Source organism: Proteiniphilum sp., assembly GCF_034331125.1.
GTDB lineage: Bacteria > Bacteroidota > Bacteroidia > Bacteroidales > Dysgonomonadaceae > Proteiniphilum > Proteiniphilum saccharofermentans.
Genome location: NZ_JAXQGC010000052.1, coordinates 21,346 through 43,746 on the forward strand (window position 1 = coordinate 21,346; position 22,401 = coordinate 43,746).

The 22,401-nt window shown below is 43.8% G+C and carries 19 protein-coding genes; 13 read left to right on the forward strand and 6 right to left on the reverse strand.

The window, feature by feature from the left end; translation table 11 throughout:
- Entirely contained in the window at window positions 1–3,381 is a 3,381-nt protein-coding gene (locus U2P89_RS12835; protein WP_322191587.1) for a TonB-dependent receptor, read from the reverse strand.
- Window positions 3,382–3,390: 9 nt separating this feature from the next.
- Window positions 3,391–4,419: a FecR family protein gene (locus U2P89_RS12840; protein ID WP_322191588.1), complete on the reverse strand. Its 1,029-nt coding sequence runs from the start codon at window positions 4,417–4,419 to the stop codon at window positions 3,391–3,393.
- 269 nt (window positions 4,420–4,688) lie between these two features.
- On the opposite strand from U2P89_RS12840, the gene U2P89_RS12845 reads away from it, so the two are divergent.
- Both U2P89_RS12845 and nfo read left to right on the forward strand, forming a co-directional pair.
- Window positions 4,689–5,309 carry an RNA polymerase sigma factor gene (locus U2P89_RS12845; protein WP_091909134.1) on the forward strand — a complete coding sequence of 207 codons (621 nt, stop codon included), beginning with the start codon at window positions 4,689–4,691 and terminating at the stop codon, window positions 5,307–5,309.
- A 124-nt stretch (window positions 5,310–5,433) separates the two neighbouring features.
- Window positions 5,434–6,276, forward strand: coding sequence for a deoxyribonuclease IV (nfo, locus tag U2P89_RS12850; protein WP_091909131.1), 843 nt, complete (start codon window positions 5,434–5,436; stop codon window positions 6,274–6,276).
- A 176-nt stretch (window positions 6,277–6,452) separates the two neighbouring features.
- Here nfo and U2P89_RS12855 read toward each other — a convergent pair whose 3' ends face one another.
- From U2P89_RS12855 to U2P89_RS12865, 3 genes are all read right to left on the reverse strand, one after another.
- On the reverse strand, window positions 6,453–8,789 hold the full coding sequence (locus tag U2P89_RS12855; RefSeq protein ID WP_092027807.1) for a glycoside hydrolase family 20 protein: 2,337 nt from the start codon (window positions 8,787–8,789) through the stop codon (window positions 6,453–6,455).
- Between the two features lie 143 nt (window positions 8,790–8,932).
- On the reverse strand, window positions 8,933–9,580 hold the full coding sequence (locus U2P89_RS12860) for a hypothetical protein (RefSeq protein WP_322191589.1): 648 nt from the start codon (window positions 9,578–9,580) through the stop codon (window positions 8,933–8,935).
- Window positions 9,581–9,784: 204 nt separating this feature from the next.
- Complete coding sequence (locus tag U2P89_RS12865; RefSeq protein WP_322191590.1) at window positions 9,785–10,540, reverse strand: copper homeostasis protein CutC; 756 nt, start codon at window positions 10,538–10,540, stop codon at window positions 9,785–9,787.
- A 175-nt stretch (window positions 10,541–10,715) separates the two neighbouring features.
- Between U2P89_RS12865 and U2P89_RS12870 the strand changes: the two genes are divergently transcribed.
- From U2P89_RS12870 to U2P89_RS12920, 11 genes are all read left to right on the forward strand, one after another.
- Window positions 10,716–11,126, forward strand: coding sequence for a DUF5856 family protein (locus U2P89_RS12870; protein WP_076930448.1), 411 nt, complete (start codon window positions 10,716–10,718; stop codon window positions 11,124–11,126).
- 245 nt (window positions 11,127–11,371) lie between these two features.
- Window positions 11,372–12,274: a glycerophosphodiester phosphodiesterase family protein gene (locus U2P89_RS12875; RefSeq protein ID WP_322191591.1), complete on the forward strand. Its 903-nt coding sequence runs from the start codon at window positions 11,372–11,374 to the stop codon at window positions 12,272–12,274.
- A gap of 494 nt (window positions 12,275–12,768) precedes the next feature.
- Window positions 12,769–14,751 carry a urocanate hydratase gene (locus tag U2P89_RS12880; protein WP_091909762.1) on the forward strand — a complete coding sequence of 661 codons (1,983 nt, stop codon included), beginning with the start codon at window positions 12,769–12,771 and terminating at the stop codon, window positions 14,749–14,751.
- A 211-nt stretch (window positions 14,752–14,962) separates the two neighbouring features.
- On the forward strand, window positions 14,963–15,262 hold the full coding sequence (locus tag U2P89_RS12885; protein ID WP_091909758.1) for a nucleotidyltransferase family protein: 300 nt from the start codon (window positions 14,963–14,965) through the stop codon (window positions 15,260–15,262).
- Window positions 15,255–15,593, forward strand: a complete 339-nt coding sequence (locus U2P89_RS12890; protein ID WP_091909754.1) for a DUF86 domain-containing protein — start codon at window positions 15,255–15,257, stop codon at window positions 15,591–15,593. The genes U2P89_RS12885 and U2P89_RS12890 overlap by 8 nt, the downstream gene beginning before the upstream one ends.
- Window positions 15,594–15,654: 61 nt before the next feature.
- Entirely contained in the window at window positions 15,655–16,551 is an 897-nt protein-coding gene (gene ftcD, locus U2P89_RS12895; protein WP_091909782.1) for a glutamate formimidoyltransferase, read from the forward strand.
- Window positions 16,552–16,609: 58 nt separating this feature from the next.
- Window positions 16,610–17,017, forward strand: coding sequence for a hypothetical protein (locus tag U2P89_RS12900; protein WP_322191592.1), 408 nt, complete (start codon window positions 16,610–16,612; stop codon window positions 17,015–17,017).
- Window positions 17,010–18,257, forward strand: coding sequence for an imidazolonepropionase (gene hutI / locus U2P89_RS12905; protein ID WP_091909748.1), 1,248 nt, complete (start codon window positions 17,010–17,012; stop codon window positions 18,255–18,257). Before U2P89_RS12900 ends, hutI begins: the two co-directional genes overlap by 8 nt.
- A gap of 72 nt (window positions 18,258–18,329) precedes the next feature.
- Window positions 18,330–18,956: a cyclodeaminase/cyclohydrolase family protein gene (locus U2P89_RS12910; RefSeq protein WP_076930461.1), complete on the forward strand. Its 627-nt coding sequence runs from the start codon at window positions 18,330–18,332 to the stop codon at window positions 18,954–18,956.
- A gap of 148 nt (window positions 18,957–19,104) precedes the next feature.
- Window positions 19,105–20,604, forward strand: a complete 1,500-nt coding sequence (gene hutH / locus U2P89_RS12915; RefSeq protein WP_092027799.1) for a histidine ammonia-lyase — start codon at window positions 19,105–19,107, stop codon at window positions 20,602–20,604.
- A gap of 103 nt (window positions 20,605–20,707) precedes the next feature.
- A complete protein-coding gene (locus U2P89_RS12920; RefSeq protein WP_091909743.1) occupies window positions 20,708–22,093 on the forward strand; it encodes an MFS transporter in 1,386 nt (461 codons plus the stop codon).
- A gap of 79 nt (window positions 22,094–22,172) precedes the next feature.
- Here U2P89_RS12920 and U2P89_RS12925 read toward each other — a convergent pair.
- Window positions 22,173–22,401: hypothetical protein (locus U2P89_RS12925; RefSeq protein ID WP_322191593.1), on the reverse strand; the 229-nt coding region annotated here is incomplete at its 5' end.

A 22,401-nucleotide genomic window follows, 5' to 3' on the forward strand; every position in this document is an offset into this window, starting at 1 on the left:
TTAATGAAGAGTAATATTTACACCGAAAACAAATGTCTTGATTTGCGGATAGTTTCCTCCACCCTGAACCGGTCTTTCGGGATCGGCCGAAGAGAAATAATTCGTAAGCGTCAGTAAATTATCAGCAGATGTATATATCCGGCACCGATCGACATTGATTTTCTGAGTTAGTTTGGCCGGAAGCGTATATCCTAATTGTATATTCTTTAACCGGAGATAGGCAGCATTTTCCATCCAGAAAGTAGAAAAGCGCTGGTTGTAGCTCTGATTGTATGTGAAGCGCGGATAAGCTGCATTGGGATTGGGATTGGATGCCTGATACCGGTCGGCATGGAACCATTGTGGATAGGTCGACTGGTCAGTGAATGCATGGCGGGCAGGTCCGTAAATATATCCGTCTACTTTTCCTACTCCCTGAAACAGGAAACTGAAATCGAATCCCTTGTACCCCATATTACCCTTAAAAGAGTAAGTATAGCGGGGAATGGAACTACCTACCACTTTCCGGTCATTATCAAGATCAATGACACCGTCACCATCCAGATCCTTGTACTTTATATCACCTGGTTGTACCAATCCGGCATCTCCTGACATGATGGGGAATTTTGGATTTTCATATCTCCCTGAAACAGGATTGTATTTTTCAAAATCAGTTGGCACGGCAATTCCGTCGGCAACCAATCCGTAAAGGGCCTGATTGGGATAACCGACCATAGTAATATTATCAGATCCGACAATGGAACCTTCCCATTCGGTGATTTTATTTTTCACATCTGCCAGCATAAATGTTGCTCCATAGGTGAAATCTTGTCCTATTCGGTCTTGCCAACCAATTTCAAGTTCCCAGCCTTTGTTTTGCATTTCTCCTCCGTTTTCATCCATGACCGAGGGAAATCCACCTACGGCGGGTAACTCTCTCTGGTATATCATTCGTCGGGTTTTACGTACATAGTAATCTCCGGTAAAAGTTAAACGGTTGTTCAAGAAGTTGGCATCAATTCCGATATTGGTTGTATGCAGCATTTCCCATAACAGATTGGGGTTACCGATATAGGTTTCAGCATACCCGTCGTTGGCCACAGCACCTATGGTGGGAACAGTAACACTGGCGATACGGGACATATATGGATAGTTGTCCGATCCGGTTGAGAACTGATTACCTAATATACCCCATGAGGCACGGACTTTCAATTGATCTATATGATCCTTTGTAGAACTCATAAACTCTTCTTCGGAAATACGCCACGCCCCTGAGAATGAGGGAAACCATTCCGCCCTGTTCCTTTTGATGAAGCGGGAGGTAAGATCATACCGCAGGTTGGCTTCCAATAAATAACGTTCCTTGAAATTGTAATTGATACGTCCAAATCCGGAACGCATTGCCCAATGGTTGGCTGTTGCACTGTTGGCTTGAGAATCAGGTGAACCAAAGTCAAGGATTGGGTCTTTTTCCGTGATCAGGTTTCTTCTAAGAGCATTGAACTGGTCGGCTCTTTGCCATTCCTGTTGAAACCCAAGCATCGCGTTGAGAGAGTGATCGCCGATAGTTAATTCATAATCGGTTTGTGCGAATAGAGTTTGGCTTAAGGTACGATAGTCTCTGTTTTCTATAGAGTTAGGGGTGTTCGTTGTGTACCAGATGTCATTTGTTTCCGGATAGTAGAAATGAATGGTCTTACTTAACAGGTTTCTGAAACTGTTTGACTGGCGTGTGATATAATTGGCCGAAGCGGTCCATCCTCTGAGAATATCTACTTTTACTGTGAAATTACCTGTAAATTCCTGTGAAGAGAATTGTTGCCCACCTCCGTCGGTAAGATAAGCTACCTGATTGCTTTGACCGCCCCCGTAGCCCCAGTGCCCATCAGTAAAGTGTACAGGTACGGTGGGGCGTGTCCGCATAGCGTTATACAATACACCTCCGGTAAGGTCGAAAGACGCATTTGGTGCAGAAAATTGGCGGTCAATATAGCCCATATTAGCTGTAATATCGAAACGGTTGGCTACTCTTGTATTGAGTTTTAACCTGATATTGTGTCGGTTTGTATGTGTAGATTTGCCCACGGTCAAACCATCCTGATTCAGGTAACCGTAAGAAAGCAGATAGCCCATATTTCGTGCTTTCCCGTCGATACTGGCGTTCAGGTTGTATTGCGGAGCTGATGATAAAAATGTTGCGTCAATCCAATTGGTGTTAGCATAATAGTTGGGATCTGTTCCGTCAATGGCTTTCTGAATATCCTCCGGGGTATAATTCTGAATACCTCCCACATTTGCCTGAGCCTCATTTTCCCATGCCATGAATGTAGGGCTGTCAGCCATTTTTGGGAGTTTGGTAGGTGTTTGTACGGCATAGTATGTGTCAATATTGATACGTGGTGCACGTTCGTTTCCCGATATGTTTTTTGTTGTAATCAGGATAACTCCGTTGGCGGCCCTGTTCCCATAGATAGCTGCAGAAGCAGCATCCTTTAATACTGAGATGCTTTCGATATCGTTCGGATTGATGATGTTCATATCTCCTTCCGCACCATCGATCAATACAAGGGGATTATTGTTGCCTCTTGAGCCGACACCCCGGATCTGTATCGTAGCATTGGATTGCCCCGGTAATCCTCCGTTTGCATTGGCTGTAACAGTCATCCCAGGCACAAGTCCCTGTAAACCGGTAGATACATTGGCTATCGGTCTCTTTATCAGGTCTTCAGATGAGATCACACCTACAGATCCTGTCAAATTAACTTTTCGTTGTGTACCATACCCAACCACAACCACTTCATCGAGTAATTCAGAATCTTCATTCAATACGATGTCTATCGTGCTCCGGCCGTTACGGGGTATTTCCTGGGCAGTATATCCAATGTAAGAAAATACGATAACGGCATCGGCAGGAGCCGATAAAGAGAACCGTCCTTCCATATCAGTCACGGTTCCGTTGGAAGTTCCTTTTTCTACAATATTTACGCCGATAAGTGGCTCATTAAGTATATCTGTTACACGTCCGGAGAGAACAGACACCTGCTGTGTTTGTTCCGGTTCGGGTTCTGCCTGCTTGTTTCGAAAAACGAGGTAATGGTTATTATTCCTCTTCTCATATGTAAATTCCGATTGGCTCAGTGATTTATACAGCCACTCTTCCATATTATTGGTTTCGGCATCAAATGCAGGAGCTTCTTCATTCTGAATCTCTGTAGCATTGTATGATACGGATTGCCCTGTAGTTTTTCCAATTTCATTGAGTCGCTCCAACCTGTGTATCATCGACTCGGCAGGAAAACTACTGACATTCTGTACAGTGGCAGACAAATTTCCAATACTCACCCAACACAATATCACGACTGAGAGGGTGATCCTACGCATTTCATCCATTTTAATTCCCATAATTTTGTCCTATTTAATCAATTCAACTCTGTTGTTATTTCTTTTATAATGCACATTATATAATTTACATATTGTGGTAAGTACTTCTTCTTGTGGTGTGTTTAAAGTAAATGATGTTACTATCCTTTCGTTGTCATTTACAGCATGATCGTAGATCAGGGTAATATTAAATGCCTGTTTCAGCCTGAAAGCAACTTCCCTGATGGTTGCCTGTTCCAGCATAATTGTTCCTGACCGCCATGCAGATATGTTTCTGGCATCTGTTTTACCGGCTACAAACTCGTTATTCCCGTTTTTGACAGAGACTTTATAATCCGGATCCAGGATAATTTTATTCTCTTTTTCATCATATACCTGTACACGACCCGTATTGACCGAGATTACCTGTTCTTCCAGTTGGGCATACGCTCTTATATTGAAGGAAGTACCTAATACCTGTGTACTGATCCCATTGGGGGTATGAACGATAAAAGGTCGGCTTGCCTCTTTTTTTACATCGAAGAATGCTTCTCCTTCATCCAGCCATATTTCACGGGTATGGGCATTAAATTTTCCCTGTCGCAGGCTGATAGTCGTTCCCTGATTGAGGAAAATGGTAGAGCCATCGGCCAGTACGATCTTTTTCATATCGTTACCGGTTGTAAATTGTTTTTCAATCAAAGAAGATTCCAACGGTATTGCGGTTGTATCTGTAAGAGATGGATCTTTGATGAACGGGAATGTCAATAAGATAAGAAGTAAAGCAATTGCGGCGGCACTGCTTCCTATAACTAAAGGAATGCGCCGTATAGTCTTTCCTTTGGAATATTGGGAGGTCCCGATCTCTTTCATGATTTGTTTCCGGTTCCTTGTGATGGCTTGTTTTAACTCTTTGTCGGTTAATCTTCTTGTTCCTCTAGCCGGTTCATAAGACTGCTTTAATAATTCTATGACATTTTTCTCCTTTTGAGTGGTTTCATTGTTATGAATGCGCCAAAGAAAATATTTTAATAAAAATTTTTCTTCATTATTTTTTTCAGGCAACTTATCTTTATCCATATTCATTTTCGGTTCTTTCTTACATATATTACGGAATTAAGAGTTTGTTTTTCCCTGACTTTTTGGTTAATAAAACTTAATGTGTTTTTTGATTTATCTCATAATGTTTATTATTGTGACGATTATGGACTGACCATTTTTCGATGAATGAAAAAATAGTAACATTTTTGTAATTTTTTCGTAGTAAAAACTTAATGCGGTTTATCTTCCTTTTTATGGATGAAATAATGTTTCTTTGTAGTGAAATCAGATGCAGTTAAGGAGACCCTATGATTAAAAAGACGGATTATTTTTTGCTTGGGTTAATTTCGGAAAAGGATCGGAAAGCTTTTGCTTTGCTCTATGACCGTTATATCAAATTAATCTACAAATTTGTTTACCAGGCATTGAACGATCAGGAGCAAACAGACGATCTTATTCAGGAATTCTGGATGAAGGTGTGGGAAGATCCCTCTTTCCTGAAATGTAATGAACAGGGGTCAGTACAATCCTATATGTTGAGAAACCTTCGTTTCAGAGTGCTGGATGTGTATCGGGAAACATTGAAAAATATGATCTCCATAGATCAATTGGAAGAAACTATGGAGTTTAACTATCAGGATATTACTGCTGGACTGGATGAAAGAGAGTTATTACTGGTAATTCGTGAAGCATTGGATAAACAGCCCTATGTAGTGCGGAAAACATTCTGGTTGCGGATTAATGACTGGTCGGTGGAAGAAACTGCAAAAATGTTGTCCGTGAGCAAAAAAACAGTATACAATAAATATTCGGAATCGCTGTCGATTGTGAGATCGCATCTGAAAAACAATCATCCTGAACTGATCGAAGATTTTAATTCGGCCTTAAACGGCAAAAAGATATTTTCATTGCGTACCCTCTTTTTTTGAAGAATGTTTATTCTTCTTTTGTAATTGAACCTTTACCATCATATCTTTGCCGGACATCGATAACTGAACATTTTCGACCCTCAAAGCATTAAATAACAAATATACGATCAAAATAAAATAAATCATGAAATTTATCGGAGCTCATATCAGTGCATCAGGTGGTGTGGAGAATGCACCCCTCAACGCGCACGCCATCAGGGCAAAGGCATTTGCTTTCTTTACGAAGAACCAGCGTCAGTGGTTTGCATCACCCTATACCCAACAGAATATCGACCTTTTTAAGTCGCGTTGCGAAGAATTGGGTTATTCACCCGATCATATTCTTCCGCACGACAGTTATCTGATCAATCTGGGCCATCCTGAAGAAGAGGCCCTGAAGAAATCAAGGGGAGCCTTTAATGATGAGATGAAACGCTGCGAACAACTGGGATTGAACCGGTTTAATTTCCATCCGGGAAGCCACCTGAATCAAATGCCGGTCGATGCCTGCCTAGACCGGATTGCCGAGTCGATCAACATAGCACTTGAAAAGACGAATGGAGTGACAGCCGTTATCGAGAATACCGCCGGGCAGGGGACCAACCTTGGGTACACTTTCGAGCAGATTGCCCATATTATCGATAAGGTAGATGATAAGAGTAGGGTAGGTGTCTGCCTCGATACGGCACACACTCTCGCTGCCGGTTATGAGATCAGAACGAGAGAAGGGTATGATGAGACGTTCAGCCGGTTCGACCGGATAGTGGGTTTCCACTATTTAAAAGGGATGCATATCAATGACTCGAAAAAAGAGTTGGCAACTCGGGTAGACAGGCACGACAGCCTCGGTAAGGGAGTGATGGGTATGGATATGTTCTCTTTTATCGTGAACGATCCGCGGCTCGACGATCTGCCGTTAATCCTTGAGACCCCGGATGAATCGCTCTGGGCCGAAGAAATCCAATTGCTTTACTCGCTGCAAAAATAAATAATAAGGTTGAGGAAATATAATGTTCAGAAAGGTTGGTAAACCTGTTTGAATACAATATTGGTAAACGGTTTCATAATAGATGACAAGGCCTGCATCAGGGATCGTATCCCGTGCAGGCCTTGTTGATATATTGGGTCTTAATACGGTTTTGTCCGTACATATCCCGTTTAATTTTAGTCTAATCTTATTTCATCTACAAAGATAAATCCTTTTCCTCCTTTTCCGGGATGCCATTCGGGTATCACAGAGGTTTTCACCGTCACCTTGAAATAGCGGGCAATCACCGGGTCAAATGAAACATCATGGGTGAAAATCCCTTCATAATTATCTGTTGCATCGTCTACAATCTTCTTCGTGGCTACCGTCGTGAAATGCTTGTTGTCGTCAGAAGTGGCTATCTCAATGGCCGAAGCATTGAAGATCCAATCGCCGGTAACCACAGCAGTACGGATTTCAGCAGTACTGATTTCCGCAGGTTCCAGCATATCGATTACTGCTACAAGATCGTCCCGTTGAAAACCCATCCATCGTCCGGTACGGTAATTGGTGCTGCTGCCATTTAGGCCGTCCACCAACATGGTTGCCCCTGTATAAGCATAGCCGGAGGCTGGTTTTGTCAATAACTCGATAGGTTTATAGGTCGACTTGGTGACTTTGATTGTCTCATTGAAGAGGCGGCTATTTTCTCCTCCTTCACGGATGGCGACTGCTTTCAGTGTGGCGTCCTCCTGTATGGAGAATCTGCCTTCATAACGTGTTGAGGTTTCCGTCGGTTCACTGCCATCCAGGGTGTAATATACCGGAGCATTGTCAATGGTGGAGAATTCCACATCAAGGGCATTCTTGTCGGTATTGGAAGTAAGTGTGGCCTGCACATCAAAGATATGTCTGGCATAGTTATATCCCAGTTTGTCATAAAGCTTCAGCAGTCTCGGCAATCGTTTTAGGAATTGCTGATAATCTTTCTTTTCGGGTTGCATCCACTGTACCTCGCTCATGGCAGCCAGTCTGGGCAAGAGCATATACTCCACATGATCAGGTGTTTTGATATATTCGGTCCAGAGATTGGCCTGTGCCCCGAGGATATGTCTTCTTTGTGCAGGAGTAAGTGTTTCCGGTGCCGGTTCAAAGCTATAAACCTGTTCAATAGGGAGGTATCCGCCAATGCCAAAAGGTTCCTCTTCGGTATTGTGCGTCTGATAATAATCGAAATAAGCATAAGTGGTAGGTGTCATGATCACATCATGTCCCATCTGTGCAGCTTCAATACCTCCACCCATACCGCGCCACGACATCACGGTAGCATTCGGAGCCAGTTCACCTTCGAGAATCTCATCCCATCCGATGATTCTTCTTCCGTGGCTGTTCAGGAATTGTTCCATGCGGGCAGTCACATAACTCTGCAAGTAGTGTTCTGCAGTATGTCCGTCGTGGTCCTTCAGTCCCAGTTCCTTGATCCGTGCCTGGCAGCGGGGGCATTCTTCCCAACGTGTTTTCGGCGATTCATCCCCACCGATATGGATATACTCCGATGGGAATATCTCCATCACCTCTGTCAATACCGCTTCAAGGAAGATATAGGTGGAATCGTTTCCTGCGCAGAGTACATCATCAAATACCCCCCATGATCCCTCTACTTCGTATGGTCCGCCGGTACATCCCAATTCAGGATAAGCAGCCAGTGCTGCCAGCATATGTCCGGGAAGATCCACTTCGGGGATCACGGTAATATAGCGTTCTTGTGCGTATGCCACTATTTCTTTGAGTTCTTCTTTTGTATAGAAACCACCGTGTGGTATACCGTCATATTCACCGCTGTTACGGCCGATCACCGTTTCTTTACGCATCGATCCTACTTCTGTTAGTTTCGGGTACGCATCGATCTGTATCCTCCATCCCTGGTCGTCGGTCAGATGCCAGTGGAAACGGTTGATATTATGCAGTGCCAGCAGATTGATATATTTCTTTACAAATTCCACCGGCTGGAAGTGGCGGGCTATGTCGAGCATTGAGCCGCGGTAACCGAAACGGGGTGCATCGATAATCGTGGCAGGGGCATAGGAAACAGCTCCTGTTTTCTCCACAGGAGTGGCCTTGCGCAATGTTTGGATACCGTAGAATACCGCAGCTTCAGAGGCACCGTCAATCCGGATGGTTTGCTCGTCGACGGTGATTTGGTATGCTTCGGGATTTTCATTTTTTAATCCTGTGGACAGGATAACGGCGTTCTGATCATGAATGTCAATCGTGACAACCGGTTTGATTCCCGTGGATAATTCCATATATTCTGCCAGGAACTCGGCATTGCGTTGCATCTTTTCATTACCTTCCGGATAGACGATCCTGGTACTTCCGGAAAATGTGAAAGGGATTCCCTTCTTTATGTTAATTTCGTTGGGTAAGGGGACTACTTCATAATTGGCTTCCGCCATACCACTGCCTCCTGTATTACAGGACACAGTAAGCAGAGCGATCACTATGGCAATAATCAATTGTTTGATTCTCTTCATTTTCTTTGGGTTTTGTAATTATTCACTTTTTCTTTACGCGATTGATAGCGCAAAGATACTCTTTACTTTTTTATTATTGAGGTCTTTTAATTCTATTGCATATCTGTTGATAGACTCATCAATAATGGAAAGGGGCCAGTTTCCTATGGTTTCCTAAAATAAGTTTCTTTTTTTACATATACCAAAGTGTCGTTCTTCTTAAGTTCGCTTTTCAGATAATCGAGATCGAGATAATTGGCATCAGCAGTGCCTTTTGTATTACTTGAAGATTTAATGAAAATATTATAAGTAGATAGTATAAATCCTCCTTCCGTTATTTTCCCCCGTAAAGTTGTATGGAGTTCCGCTTCCTCTCCGCTGACAACAGCAAGGCCCATTTCAGTATAGGGGGCAAATTTCACTGCCTCTGTCAAATCTTTTGGCGCCAAAAAGAGGCTATCATTCTTTACACTTATTTGCATAGGGACATCCAAACAGGTTGGACAGAAGACTCTGGTCGTACCTCTTCTTCCCAGAAGAATGGTGTTATATCGTATTGTTGGTTCTCTCAATGCATCCACCCTGGGTTCCATATCTACAATATGAATATCACCGGTCTTTCCCGACGGGCCTGTTACTTTTATAGAACTACCATCAATCTCTTTGTTGTCGGTAAAAGCGTAAATAGGTGAGATATCCTGTTTGTAAGGCCTGTATATGCCCGGCTCATAAATGAGTTTTGCATCGTCTTCGGAGCAGGAAGATATGATCAATGCAAACAAAACTATTAAAATAGGACAACTGTGTTTCATATTCCAAAATGATTTAGAGGCCCGATTCAAGAAACAGTATTTATTTTGTCATTAGCATTTTACTATTTCTACCCATAATTGTTGGAATTTAAATAGATATGATGCAAATATAGTGAAAGCCGAGAGAAAAACCAAGCTTGCTTGAGATTTTCCAAGGCGCATCCTATATAATGGAAATATAGTGAAAGCTGAGAGAAAAGCTATTTAAATGGAAAGATTTTCCAACGCTTTCAACGTATTACGTACCAAATTCGAATTAGTGACCTGTTGTTCATATTCCTCAATCATCACCGCAGTGCCTCCCATTTTGATATTGGGATTGCGATAGATCATGGCACTTTCTACCGGTTTTCTTGCAGAAAGATGGAACTCCTTTGCTCCGGTCTCCCTTGCAATGGTAGTTATATTGTTCATGTTGATGCCACTGCCGGGCATAATGATAATGCGGTCGTCCGCGCGTTGCACCAACTCTTTCAGAAGTGGAACACCTTGTTCTGCCTGTTGCTGTTGCCCCGAAGTGAGTATCCTATGGCATCCCAGAGAAATGATTTTTTCAAGACTGTCGAATGGATCACGACACATATCGAATGCTCGGTGAAAGGTGACGCTCATCTCCCCCGCAGCGTCAATCAGTTCCCGGTTCCGCTCCATATCCACTTCACCCTCTGCCGTGAGGCATCCGATCACTACACCGTCGACTCCCAGTTGGCGGGCTATTTCGATATCTTTCAGCATGATCCTATGCTCCAGTGCCGAATAGAGAAAGTCTCCACTTCTCGGACGGATAATTACATTCAGCTTGATATCCAACAATTCCCTTGCCACGGTAATATCGCCATAAGACGGGGTGGTGCCCCCTTCTGGGATGGCAGCACATAGTTCTACCCGATAAGCACCTCCCTTTTGGGCTTCCAGGCAACTGGCGACGGAGTTGGCACAGATTTCCAGTTTGTAATTCATGTTGCAATCTTTTTTAAAATATCTTCAAAGATACAAAATTAGGCGGGTATTTCGCGATATAAAGTAACTAATATATAGTTAAAGTGTATGGGTTATAAATATCTTCAATCAACAAGTGAGCACTTTTTTCTTTCTGGTTTGTTTGATATATATTAACGATCTAAAAATAATAGTTATGAGCACAGTAACAGCAAAACAACCAAAATCAAAGACAAGTTCCGCTAGCAAGGAAATCGGAACTTTCATTGGAGAACTTTTTTCATTTAACAATAGTTTAAAGCTTTATCATTGGCATGTGACAGGTAAAGGTAGTTATGCCCAGCATATTGCTCTGGATCAGGCTATAGATACTCTGACTGGCTTGCTGGACCGGATTACCGAAACTACTTACGCGTTGAAGGGTGATTTGGATATCGTGATTCCCCAGACTTCTGTCCCGGGAGATATTGTAAAACACGCTACGGGCTTCTACGAGTATGTGGATTCCAAACGTGATTTGTTTACAGAAGACTTTTCAGGATCGATCCTCGATGATATCCAGGAAGCTATTCAACAGCTCCTTTACCGTCTTGTCAGATTGCAATAACCAAAACCTTAAAAATGAAAAAATGGAAAGAGCGGCTTTGTTCGCTCTTTTTTATACTTGTTAGTTGTCCGGTATTATTATTCTTTGGGTTGCCCATACATATTTTTATCCGTTTAGTGAGCATATTATTAGTTTTTTCTATCTTTATGTTATATTTTTGAAGAGCGAATACTCTTTGAGACCTTTCGCATGATTTAGTTACTATTATACGATGTTGCAAAACTCGAATAAGCTATAGGATAATTATGATAAAAATCAATAACAATCTACTTTTTGCTATCTCTCTTTTGTTGGTTATACTGCTGTCTCTTAACAGCTGCAAATCCGGAAAGGGTGAAGAAAATTATATTAAATTTAAAAAGCTCAAAGATACGTATCAATATTTTGCCTATAAAGGTGATAGCTCAATCTTGGTAAGCGGGCATAGAGGAGGTCGTGAAGCCGGATATCCGGAAAATAGCATTGAAGGATTCCAGCATGTGTTGAGCCAAATGCCTGCTTTCTTCGAGATAGATCCCCGCCTGACCAAAGATAGTATTATTGTACTTATGCATGATGCCACACTGGACAGGACTACTGATGCGACCGGTAATCTCTCTGATTATACCTTCTCCGAGCTACAATCGGTAAGACTAAAAGATCATGAAGGAAATGTCACTTCTGCCAAAATACCCACACTCGAAGAGGTGATCAAATGGAGTAAAGGTAAGACCGTTGTCAATCTCGATAAGAAAGATGTACCGCTTCATATGATTGTGGAGTTGATCAAGAAGCACAAGGCGGAAAAGCATGTAATGCTTACAGTACACACCGGAGCACAGGCAAGATATTATTCCGACAGATTACCGGGAATCATGTTGTCAGTATTCGCAAGGACTGATGAAGAATTCGCAGATATTGCTATTTCGGGTGTTCCCTGGGAAAGCATGATTGCTTATGTAGGACAGACGATTAACGACTCCAACAGACATATTGTAGAACAGTTACGGGCCAAAGGTGTCAGATGTATGGTGTCATACGCTCCATCACTCGACCGGCTAAGAACAGCCGAAGAAAGAGAATCTGCCTACAGACAAGCAATCAGGATAAGTCCCGACATCATTGAGTCAGACTATCCGGTTGAAGTATGGAAAGCCCTGAAGGATTGATGCCCCGTCTTCTCTTATCTTTCCCTGTTTCGCATAAATGCTGAGGTATGCACTTTTGTAATATTTGTAACGTCATCGGGGGTTCCTCAAAATTATTCCTTTATTAAACTACCCAGGAATCCCCCGATCAATCCTCCGTAGGTACAATTTACCCAGCACACGGAAGAGAGAGGGAGAGTGCCGTAATATATTCCCCAATAATACCAGTATATGTAACCGATAATTATTCCTGACAATACACAAACGAATACGAACCAGTTTAACTTGAAGAATGAATTTATTTGTTTTATCATTTTTCTGACATAAGGATTGTTTCTTACTGTTCTTTGATCCATCTTAACTGCTTTATCCTATGCATATTTTCTCATTCTTTGAACGATAGTTGAACTTAGGTTTAAGCAAAATCAAAGTTTGTTTAAAATGCTACCAATTGCTAATTTTGTAAAGAAGTATGTTGATCTACTTCCAGCATTAAAAATTAAAAATTTAAAGCAATGCGAATAACCTTACCTAATCAATTGCCTTCATATCCTGCATTTCGCGAAGGAATCCGTCGTGCGCCTGATCGTGGGTTCAGCCTGACAAGCAGCCAGACAAAAACAGCATTGGAAAATGCACTGCGTTATATTCCCACGGAATTGCATGCAGAGTTAGCACCCGAATTTCTGGAAGAACTGAAAACGCGCGGCCGGATCTACGGCTACCGCTATCGTCCCGAAGGAGGCCTGAAAGCCAAATCCATCGATCAGTATAAAGGAAAATGCGTGGAGGGGAAAGCCTTTCAGGTGATGATCGATAATAACCTTTGTTTCGATATCGCGCTCTATCCCTATGAATTGGTCACGTATGGTGAAACCGGGCAGGTATGCCAGAACTGGATGCAATACCGGCTGATCAAAATGTATCTGGAAGAGTTGACGCGGGAACAGACACTGGTGATCGAGAGCGGGCATCCGCTGGGACTGTTCAGGTCGAGGCCGGATGCCCCCAGGGTGATTATCACTAACTCGATGATGGTGGGTATGTTCGATAATCTGGCAGATTGGGAGGTCGCTGCCCAGATGGGAGTAGCTAACTATGGACAGATGACCGCCGGCGGTTGGATGTATATCGGGCCGCAAGGTATCGTCCATGGGACATTCAATACGCTATTGAATGCGGGCCGGCTAAAGCTGGGTATTCCGCAAGACGGTGATCTGCGGGGACGATTGTTTGTTTCCTCCGGTCTGGGCGGGATGAGTGGTGCGCAACCCAAAGCGGCCGATATTGCCGGTGCGGTTTCACTTATTGCCGAGGTGGATGTTTCGCGTATTGAAACACGTCATTCACAAGGATGGGTGCAACGGATTACCGGCAATTTGCCCGAGGCATTCCATTGGGCGGATGAAGCGATTAAACGCAAAGAGCCACTTTCTATCGCTTACCACGGAAATATTGTCGATCTGCTGGAATATGCGGAACAGCACAATATCCATATAGAACTGCTAAGCGACCAGACTTCGTGTCATGAACCCTATACAGGTGGTTATTGCCCTGCCGGCATCACCTTTGAAGAGCGTACCCGTCTATTACATAAAGATCGGTTGACATTCAGGGAACTGGTCGATGCATCGCTCCGACGCCATTTCGATGTAATCCGGAAATTGGTGGACAAAGGTACTTACTTCTTCGACTATGGCAATTCTTTTATGAAAGCGGTGTATGATGCCGGAGTGAAGGAGATATCGAAGAACGGCAGGGACGAGAAAGAGGGATTTATCTGGCCTTCGTATGTGGAGGATATTATGGGGCCTGAACTGTTCGACTATGGCTACGGTCCTTTCCGTTGGGTATGCCTGAGCGGAAAGCATGAAGACCTGGTCAGAACCGACCGGGCGGCGATGGAGTGCATCGATCCGGATCGGCGGGGACAGGATCGCGACAACTGGATATGGATCCGCGATGCGGAGAAGAACCGGTTGGTAGTCGGTACACAAGCCCGTATTCTCTATCAGGATGCGGAAGGACGGCTGAAGATCGCGTTGAAATTTAACGAGATGGTGCGTAACGGTGAGATTGGCCCCGTGATGCTGGGACGTGATCATCACGATGTGAGCGGTACCGATTCACCATTCAGGGAAACTGCCAATATCAAGGACGGCAGCAACGTGATGGCCGATATGGCAGTGCAGTGCTTTGCCGGCAATGCAGCCCGTGGCATGAGCCTGGTGGCGCTGCATAACGGTGGCGGCGTGGGTATTGGGAAAGCAGTTAACGGCGGCTTTGGTATGGTATGTGACGGCAGCAGGCGGGTGGATGAGATCCTACGTTCGGCCATGTTGTGGGATGTGATGGGAGGTGTGGCACGCCGTTCATGGGCCCGTAACTCTAATGCTATAAGTACAGTGAATGCGTTTAACCGGTCACACGCAGACGGTTATCATATCACCGAACCTTATCTTGTGGATGATGAGATACTGAATGATATCATTTTATAATAACGAGTAGAGATACGTAAAATTATTGCTATATTTGTAGAATATAGGATGCGCCTTGGCAGTGTTCAAGCAAGCTTGACACTGCTTTCAGCTTTCGCTATATTTGCAATGAGCAGTAGGATGTTTGCGCGGAATTGAAAATTTATAATTAAAATTGCAACACAAAAAGTATTTTGTAAAATTACCGTTTAATCGTTTAAAATAATCTGTTATGGACTTTTTCAGTGCATATAATTCTCAGATAGCCGATTTGTGCCGCAAATACAATGTGAACAAGCTTTTTGCTTTCGGTTCAGTACTTACCGATCACTTTGACGAAGAAAGTGATATTGATTTGATTGTGGATTTTGATAAAAAAACCGTCAAAGATCATTTTTTGCATTTCTTTGATTTTAAATATTCATTGGAAGATATATTTGAAAGGAAAGTAGATCTAATGGAAGAACAACCTATCCGTAATTCATATCTAAGGAATAACATAGAAAATACTAAAGTATTAATTTATGGATGATAATATAAAAAAGTCTCTGGAAGATATCCTCTATGCTATTGATGAAATTGAATTATTTTTTGTGTCGATACCAAAACAATACGATGAATTTTTGAATAATACTTTGTTGAGACGAGCCGTTGAACGTAATATTGAGGTAATAGGAGAAGCAATGAACCGGATATTAAAAGCAGACAGTAATATTTCCATTACAAATGCTCGTCAGATTGTTGATACACGGAACTATATAATTCATGGTTATGATACTTTGGTGCCGGATATATTATGGAGTATTGTAATAAATCATTTGCCTTTGTTAAAACAAGAAGTGAACGAGTTTCTAAATAAATAGTCAAATAATTACTGATAAAACTTTAAATCGCTTCCTTATAGTGGGAGTTGGAGGAGGTATTATGAACAAAATCATGGAATGTGTGCCCAATTTCAGTGAGGGGCGCGACAAACAAAAGATCGAGAAGATTGCGGATGCATTCCGCGGTAAAGAGGGTGTAAAACTGTTGGATTACAGTGGAGATGCGGATCATAACCGGTCGGTGATTACCGTAGCAGGTGAACCGGAAGCATTGAAAAACGCAGTGATTGAAGCGATAGGACGAGCAGTGGAACTGATCGACCTTACACAACACCACGGACAGCACCCCCGCATGGGAGCGGTGGATGTGGTGCCGTTTATCCCGATTAAAAATGTGACGATGGAGGAGGCAGTAGCACTATCGAAAGAGGTTGCACAAACGGTGGGAGAGAGATTCGGCCTTCCGGTCTATCTTTACGAGAAATCGGCTTCGGCAACGCACCGCGAAAATCTCTCCGCCGTACGTAAGGGCGAATTTGAGGGATTGTCCGATAAGATGAAACTGCCGGAATGGACACCCGATTTCGGCCCTTTTAAACCGCATCCCACGGCCGGGGTCGTTGCCATCGGCGCACGCATGCCGTTGGTGGCTTACAATGTGAACTTGGGTACTAATAATCTGGAGATCGCGACCGCTATCAGCAAAAAAGTACGCCATGTCGGCGGAGGATTGCGGTTCTGCAAAGCGATGGGTGTGGTGCTGGAAGATCGTGGCATCACACAGGTATCGATGAACCTGACCGACTACACCAAAACAGCGATCTACCGGGCCCATGAGCTAGTGCGCATCGAAGCGCAACGTTACGGAGTGCCTGTGGTGGGCGCCGAAGTGATCGGACTTGTTCCGATGGAAGCATTGGTTGATACGGCCGCATACTATCTGGGACTCGAGAATTTCTCTGTCAATCAGGTACTTGAAACCCGTTTAATGGAATAATAGGACTACATGAAAACAATATTGAAAAATAATAACAAACAACTGAATACCGATTAAAATGAAAACAGTACTACAATTAATGTCTATTTTCACTGTGTTGTTGTGTAGTAAGGAAAATAATGATGAATTGAATACCAAATATCTAAATGGTGTATGGGTGCATACGGACACAAAAATAGATACTATTGATTTTAATACAAGGATGTTTACCTCAAAGAAAACATTCGAACTAAGAAGAGGAAAAGAAAAAAGAAATGGCTACGAGCTTCCTAAAATAGGAAGTGGTATTTATACGTATGAGATCACAGGAGATAGTATCTATTTGCGAGATATAATATCAAGTTATGGCGGGTCATTGCCCTATTATTTCAAGATGGATCCGAATCGCAGATCGTTTGAAATAGCAAGTTTTGCTCCATTCACCGGAGGTTTGATGATGAATAAATTTAAACGAACAGATGAATAACCTGATCGTAAAAAATGCCGCCCAGGTAGTTACTTGCAGCGGTTTTGAAGGAAAACGGGGTAGGGAGATGTCCGACTTGCAGGTGATTAAAGGCGGGACGGTGATCGTGACCGGCGGTATCATATCTCATGTGCTTCATCCCGGGGAAGGGATCCCTGTAAGCGAACGGGATTACACCCTGATCGATGCTAGCGGCAAGGCATTGCTTCCCGGGTTTGTCGATCCGCATACCCATTTCGTGTTCGGCGGATACCGTGAGGAGGAGTTCTCCTGGCGGATGCGGGGCGATAGCTATATGGATATTATGAACCGTGGAGGAGGCATTGTAAATACGGCCCGTGCTACACGTGAAGCGACGGAAGAGGAGTTGATAGAATCCGGCAGGCAGCGGCTCGATGCGATGATGCGGCTGGGTATTACCACTGTGGAAGGAAAGAGCGGATACGGGCTCGACAGGGATACCGAACTAAAACAGCTCCGCGTGATGCGCCGCCTGAATGAAACCCATCCGATGGATATCATACCAACCTTTATGGGGGCTCATGCCATACCGGAGGAGTGGAAGGGGAAAGAAGATGAATTTATCGATTTCAATATCCGTGAGATGTTTCCTCTTGTGGCAGGAGAAAAGTTGGCCGAAGCGGTCGATATCTTCTGCGAGAAAGGTGTTTTCTCCGTGGAACAATCGCGCCGCTACCTGGCAGCGGCGCGGGAGCATGGATTCCTGTTGAAGATGCATGCTGATGAAATAGTGCCGATGGGAGGAGCTGAATTGGCAGCAGAACTTCGTTGTCTCTCTGCCGACCACCTGTTGCAGGCATCGGACGAAGGAATTCGGGCCATGGCCGAAGCAGATGTCGTAGCCACACTATTACCCCTTACTGCCTTTTCATTGCGGGAGAAATATGCCCGGGGCAGGGAGATGATCGATACCGATTGTATGGTAGCGCTGGCTACCGATCTCAATCCCGGAAGCTCATTCACTGCGTCGGTACCGTTGCTCTTCGCCATTGCTTGTATTTATATGCAGTTATCGCCCGAAGAAGCAGTCACTGCTTTTACCATCAACAGTGCGGCAGCCATCAACCGGGCTGACTATATCGGCAGCATCGATGTCGGTAAGCAGGGAGACCTGATATTGCTGCAATTCCCTTCCTATAAGTTCCTGCCTTATCATGTGGGGATGAATATCGTGGAAACGGTAATAAAAAGAGGAGAGATTGTCTTTTCAATGTGCTAATATGCCAATGTGCTAATTCATTCACCACTTTTCACTATTAATTTTCAATTTTCAACTTTCAATTTTTAATTTATGAAACTACAGGATTTAACTTTAAAAGAATTTCTTGAAAAAACCGCGGCTAATGAAGCTCTTCCAGGCGGCGGCAGTTCTTCGGCATTGAATGCCGCTATCGCTTCGGCATTGACAGGGATGATGGCCAACCTGACCGTCGGCAAGAAAAATTATGCCGGTGTGGAGGAGCAAATGAAAAAAATCGTGGAAGAGATGGAGGAGAACAGGCTACATTTCATCAACGACATCGATCGTGACGCCGATGCATACAGTTTGGTGATGGATGCCTACAAACTGCCCAAGGAGACGGATGAACAAAAAAAACTGCGTAGCGAAAAAATTCAGGAAGCCATGAAGGTTGCTTCGCTCGTCCCGATGGAAGTAGCAGAACGGGCACATAAAATGTTAGATACCATCATTGAAACGATCCGAAAGGGAAATAAGAATGCCGTGACTGACGGGATGGTCGGCCTGATGGCTTGTCGTACCGCCATTATGGGAGCGTTGCTCAATGTCCGTATCAACCTGGGTGGTATCAACGATACGGTGTTTGTCGAAGAACTAAAAGAAAAATGTGAAAGGATTGAAAAAGATACTATTACCAGGGAGAACGAAATGACTGATTGGGTGAAATCTATAATTTAATGGAGTGGAACGAACCGGAAAATAAAGATTTCATATATCGAATAAAGTAAAATAATCCTATGAAACGAGCATGATAATTGTTCTCACATAAGAGCATGACTAAAAGCGAGTTCCATATGACACCATTGAAAATAATAGTTTTAGTCATATGAAAAATATCTACTATATAGGGGAAAAAGAACTTACATTGGATGACCTGAAATGGATCATTACCGAGAATATAAAGCTGGAACTGTCTCCTGAGGCCAAGGAGCGGATACAAAAATGCCGAGATTACCTTGATAAGAAAATGGAAAATCAAACAGGACCGATCTATGGCATCACTACCGGATTTGGTTCATTGTACAACCGCACGATTTCGAATGACGACCTAAGCACACTTCAGGAAAATCTGGTGAAATCACATGCTTGCAGCGTGGGTGAAGAGGTGCCTCCATTGATCGTCAAGCTGATGTTCCTGCTTAAAGCATATGCCCTCTCATTGGGTTATAGCGGAGTGCAGGCGGTGACGGTGCAACGGATGCTTGACCTGTTTAACAACGATATCCTACCCATCGTGTACGATAAAGGTTCACTGGGCGCTTCAGGTGACCTCGCACCGCTGGCTAATCTCTTCCTCCCTTTGATCGGTGTAGGTGATGTTTTCTACAAAGGAAAGAAACAGGATATAGGCGTGGTGCTCGATGAATTCGGATGGAAGCCGATCCGGTTGAAGAGTAAAGAAGGACTGGCTCTGTTGAACGGTACACAGTTTATGTCGGCTCACGGAGTCTATGCCATTATGAAAGCGGAGCGGTTATCCAAACGGGCCGACCTGATCGCTGCCATGTCGCTTGATGCATACGACGGCCATCTCGAACCGTTTGAAGAGAAACTACAACTTATACGACCTCATCAGGGACAACTGGAAACAGGAAGGAATATACGCAGATTCCTGGAAGGAAGCGACATCATCTCAGGAGAAAAGGAACATTTGCAAGATCCTTATTCTTTCCGTTGCGTGCCACAGGTGCATGGCGCGACCAAAGATGCTATTAATTATGTGAAATCGGTGGTGATGACGGAGGTCAATTCTGTGACCGACAATCCTACCATTTTCCCGGATGATGACGAGATCATTTCAGGTGGTAATTTCCATGGACAACCCCTTGCCGTGGCTTTCGATTTCCTGGCCATCGCCCTGGCAGAACTGGGAAATATATCCGAGCGGCGTACCGCCCAGCTTATCCTTGGCAAACGGGAACTCCCGGAATTTCTGGTAGCCAACCCGGGTCTTAACTCGGGTTTTATGATACCTCAATATGTGGCGGCCTCGGTAGTGAGCCAGAACAAGATGTATTGTGCTCCGGCAAGTACCGACTCGATCGTTTCGTCCAACGGCCAGGAAGATCATGTGAGCATGGGCGCCACCTCGGCTGTCAAACTGCTCAAAGTGATGGATAATCTCGATATCATTCTTTCCATTGAACTGATGAATGCGGCGCAGGCGATGGAATTCAGACGCCCCCTTAAATCTTCCCCGTTGATAGAAAAGATACTGAAAGCTTATCGCAAAGAAGTGCCTTTTATCGATGAAGATATTGTGATGTATAAAGAAATACGAAAAACGACTTCATTTCTTAACCGGTTAGAGGTAGATGATATTTAAGCAACCTGACAGATGAAAAACAGTACTGGTTTTCCCCGATAAATGGTGAAGATTAACTATATTTGTCTCTTCAAAAAAACAGACATCAAAAAATAACAAGAAAATGGTAGAAAAAATCAGACAATCGCTCAGAGATTCTGCAGCGGCAAGGTGGTCTGCACTTTTCATTGTCTCCTTCACAATGATGTGCGGATATTTTTTAACAGATATCATGGCGCCCTTGGCCGGCCTGCTGGAAGCACAACTCGGATGGAGCCGGGCCGAGTACGGTACATTTACCAGTTCATATGGCTGGTTCAATATCTTCCTGTTGATGCTTATATTGGGAGGAATCATCCTTGATAAGCTGGGAGTCAGGCTCACAGGAGTGGGAGCCGCTGCAGTAATGGTTATCGGGACGGCACTTAAATACTGGGCGGTATCTACCGAATCGTTACGGGGGACAACCCTGTTCGGGCTGGATGCACAGGTTTTCTGGGCCAGTATCGGATTTGCCATTTTTGCCGTAGGAGTTGAGGTGGCCGGTATCACCGTGTCGAAGATCATTGTGAAATGGTTCAAGGGGAAAGAATTGGCTACTGCTATGGGAATGCAGGTCGCTATGGCCCGTATCGGTACTGCGCTTGCATTGGGTTTCTCCGTGCCGATTGCCAAAGCGACGGGTATTGTCGACGTATCCCGTCCGGTATTAGTAGCGCTGATTGGTCTTTGTATCGGGCTGATTGCCTTCTTTGCCTATATGGTGATGGATCGGAAGCTGGATGCCTCGGAAGCCATAGATAATGCTGAAGAGAAGAATCCTGAAGACGAGTTTAAAATATCGGATATCGGGAAAATATTAAATAACAGGGGATGGTGGTATATCGCTATCTTGTGCGTTTTGTTTTATTCCGCCGTTTTTCCCTTCCTCAAATATGCTACTGATTTGATGGTGAATAAATTCGGCGTAGCAGAAGATCTGGCCGGAATGATACCCATGTTATTACCTTTCGGGAATATCCTGCTGACACCCCTGTTCGGAGGAATTTACGATAAAAAAGGGAGAGGCGCTACTATTATGATCATCGGTTCATTATTGCTGATATTGGTACATGCACTTTTCTCCATACCAGGTTTGAACAGTTGGATCTTTGCTATGGTGCTGGTAGTGATTCTGGGAATTGCTTTTTCACTGGTACCCTCGGCCATGTGGCCTTCAGTTCCCAAAATTGTACCCGAAAAACGATTGGGTACCGCTTATTCTCTTATCTTCTGGGTACAGAACTGGGGTCTGGCTGGAGTACCCCTGTTGATTGGTTGGGTCCTTGAAAAATATTGTATTACCGGACAAACTGTCCGAGACGGACTTACAGTGAATACATATGATTATACATTACCGATGATGATTTTTACCGGTTTTGGCATACTGGCATTGATTGTAGCCTTTTTACTGAAAGCGGAAGACAAAAAGAAAGGTTACGGATTGGAATCACCCAATATTCAGAAATAAAGTGTCCAGGTGGTTAGTTACTTAAGAATACCAAATCCATAAATTTGCCCCCAAAAGTTTTGTATATAGGGTCTGCTTATTAAATCCCAATCATGCACACAATTCCATTTGTGGCTTGAGTGGATAAATGTTTATATTTCTCACTTTCATCAGTTTCGATAGTAACGAGACAAAATAAGACAGGGGAATATCCCTCATGTGCCGGATCAGGTTCATCACAAATATGATTGCCCCTATCCAACTGTTTGACGTCGACCGGAAACTTCCCGGGCATGAAAACCTCCGGGGAAGCGATTATTATAAAGACA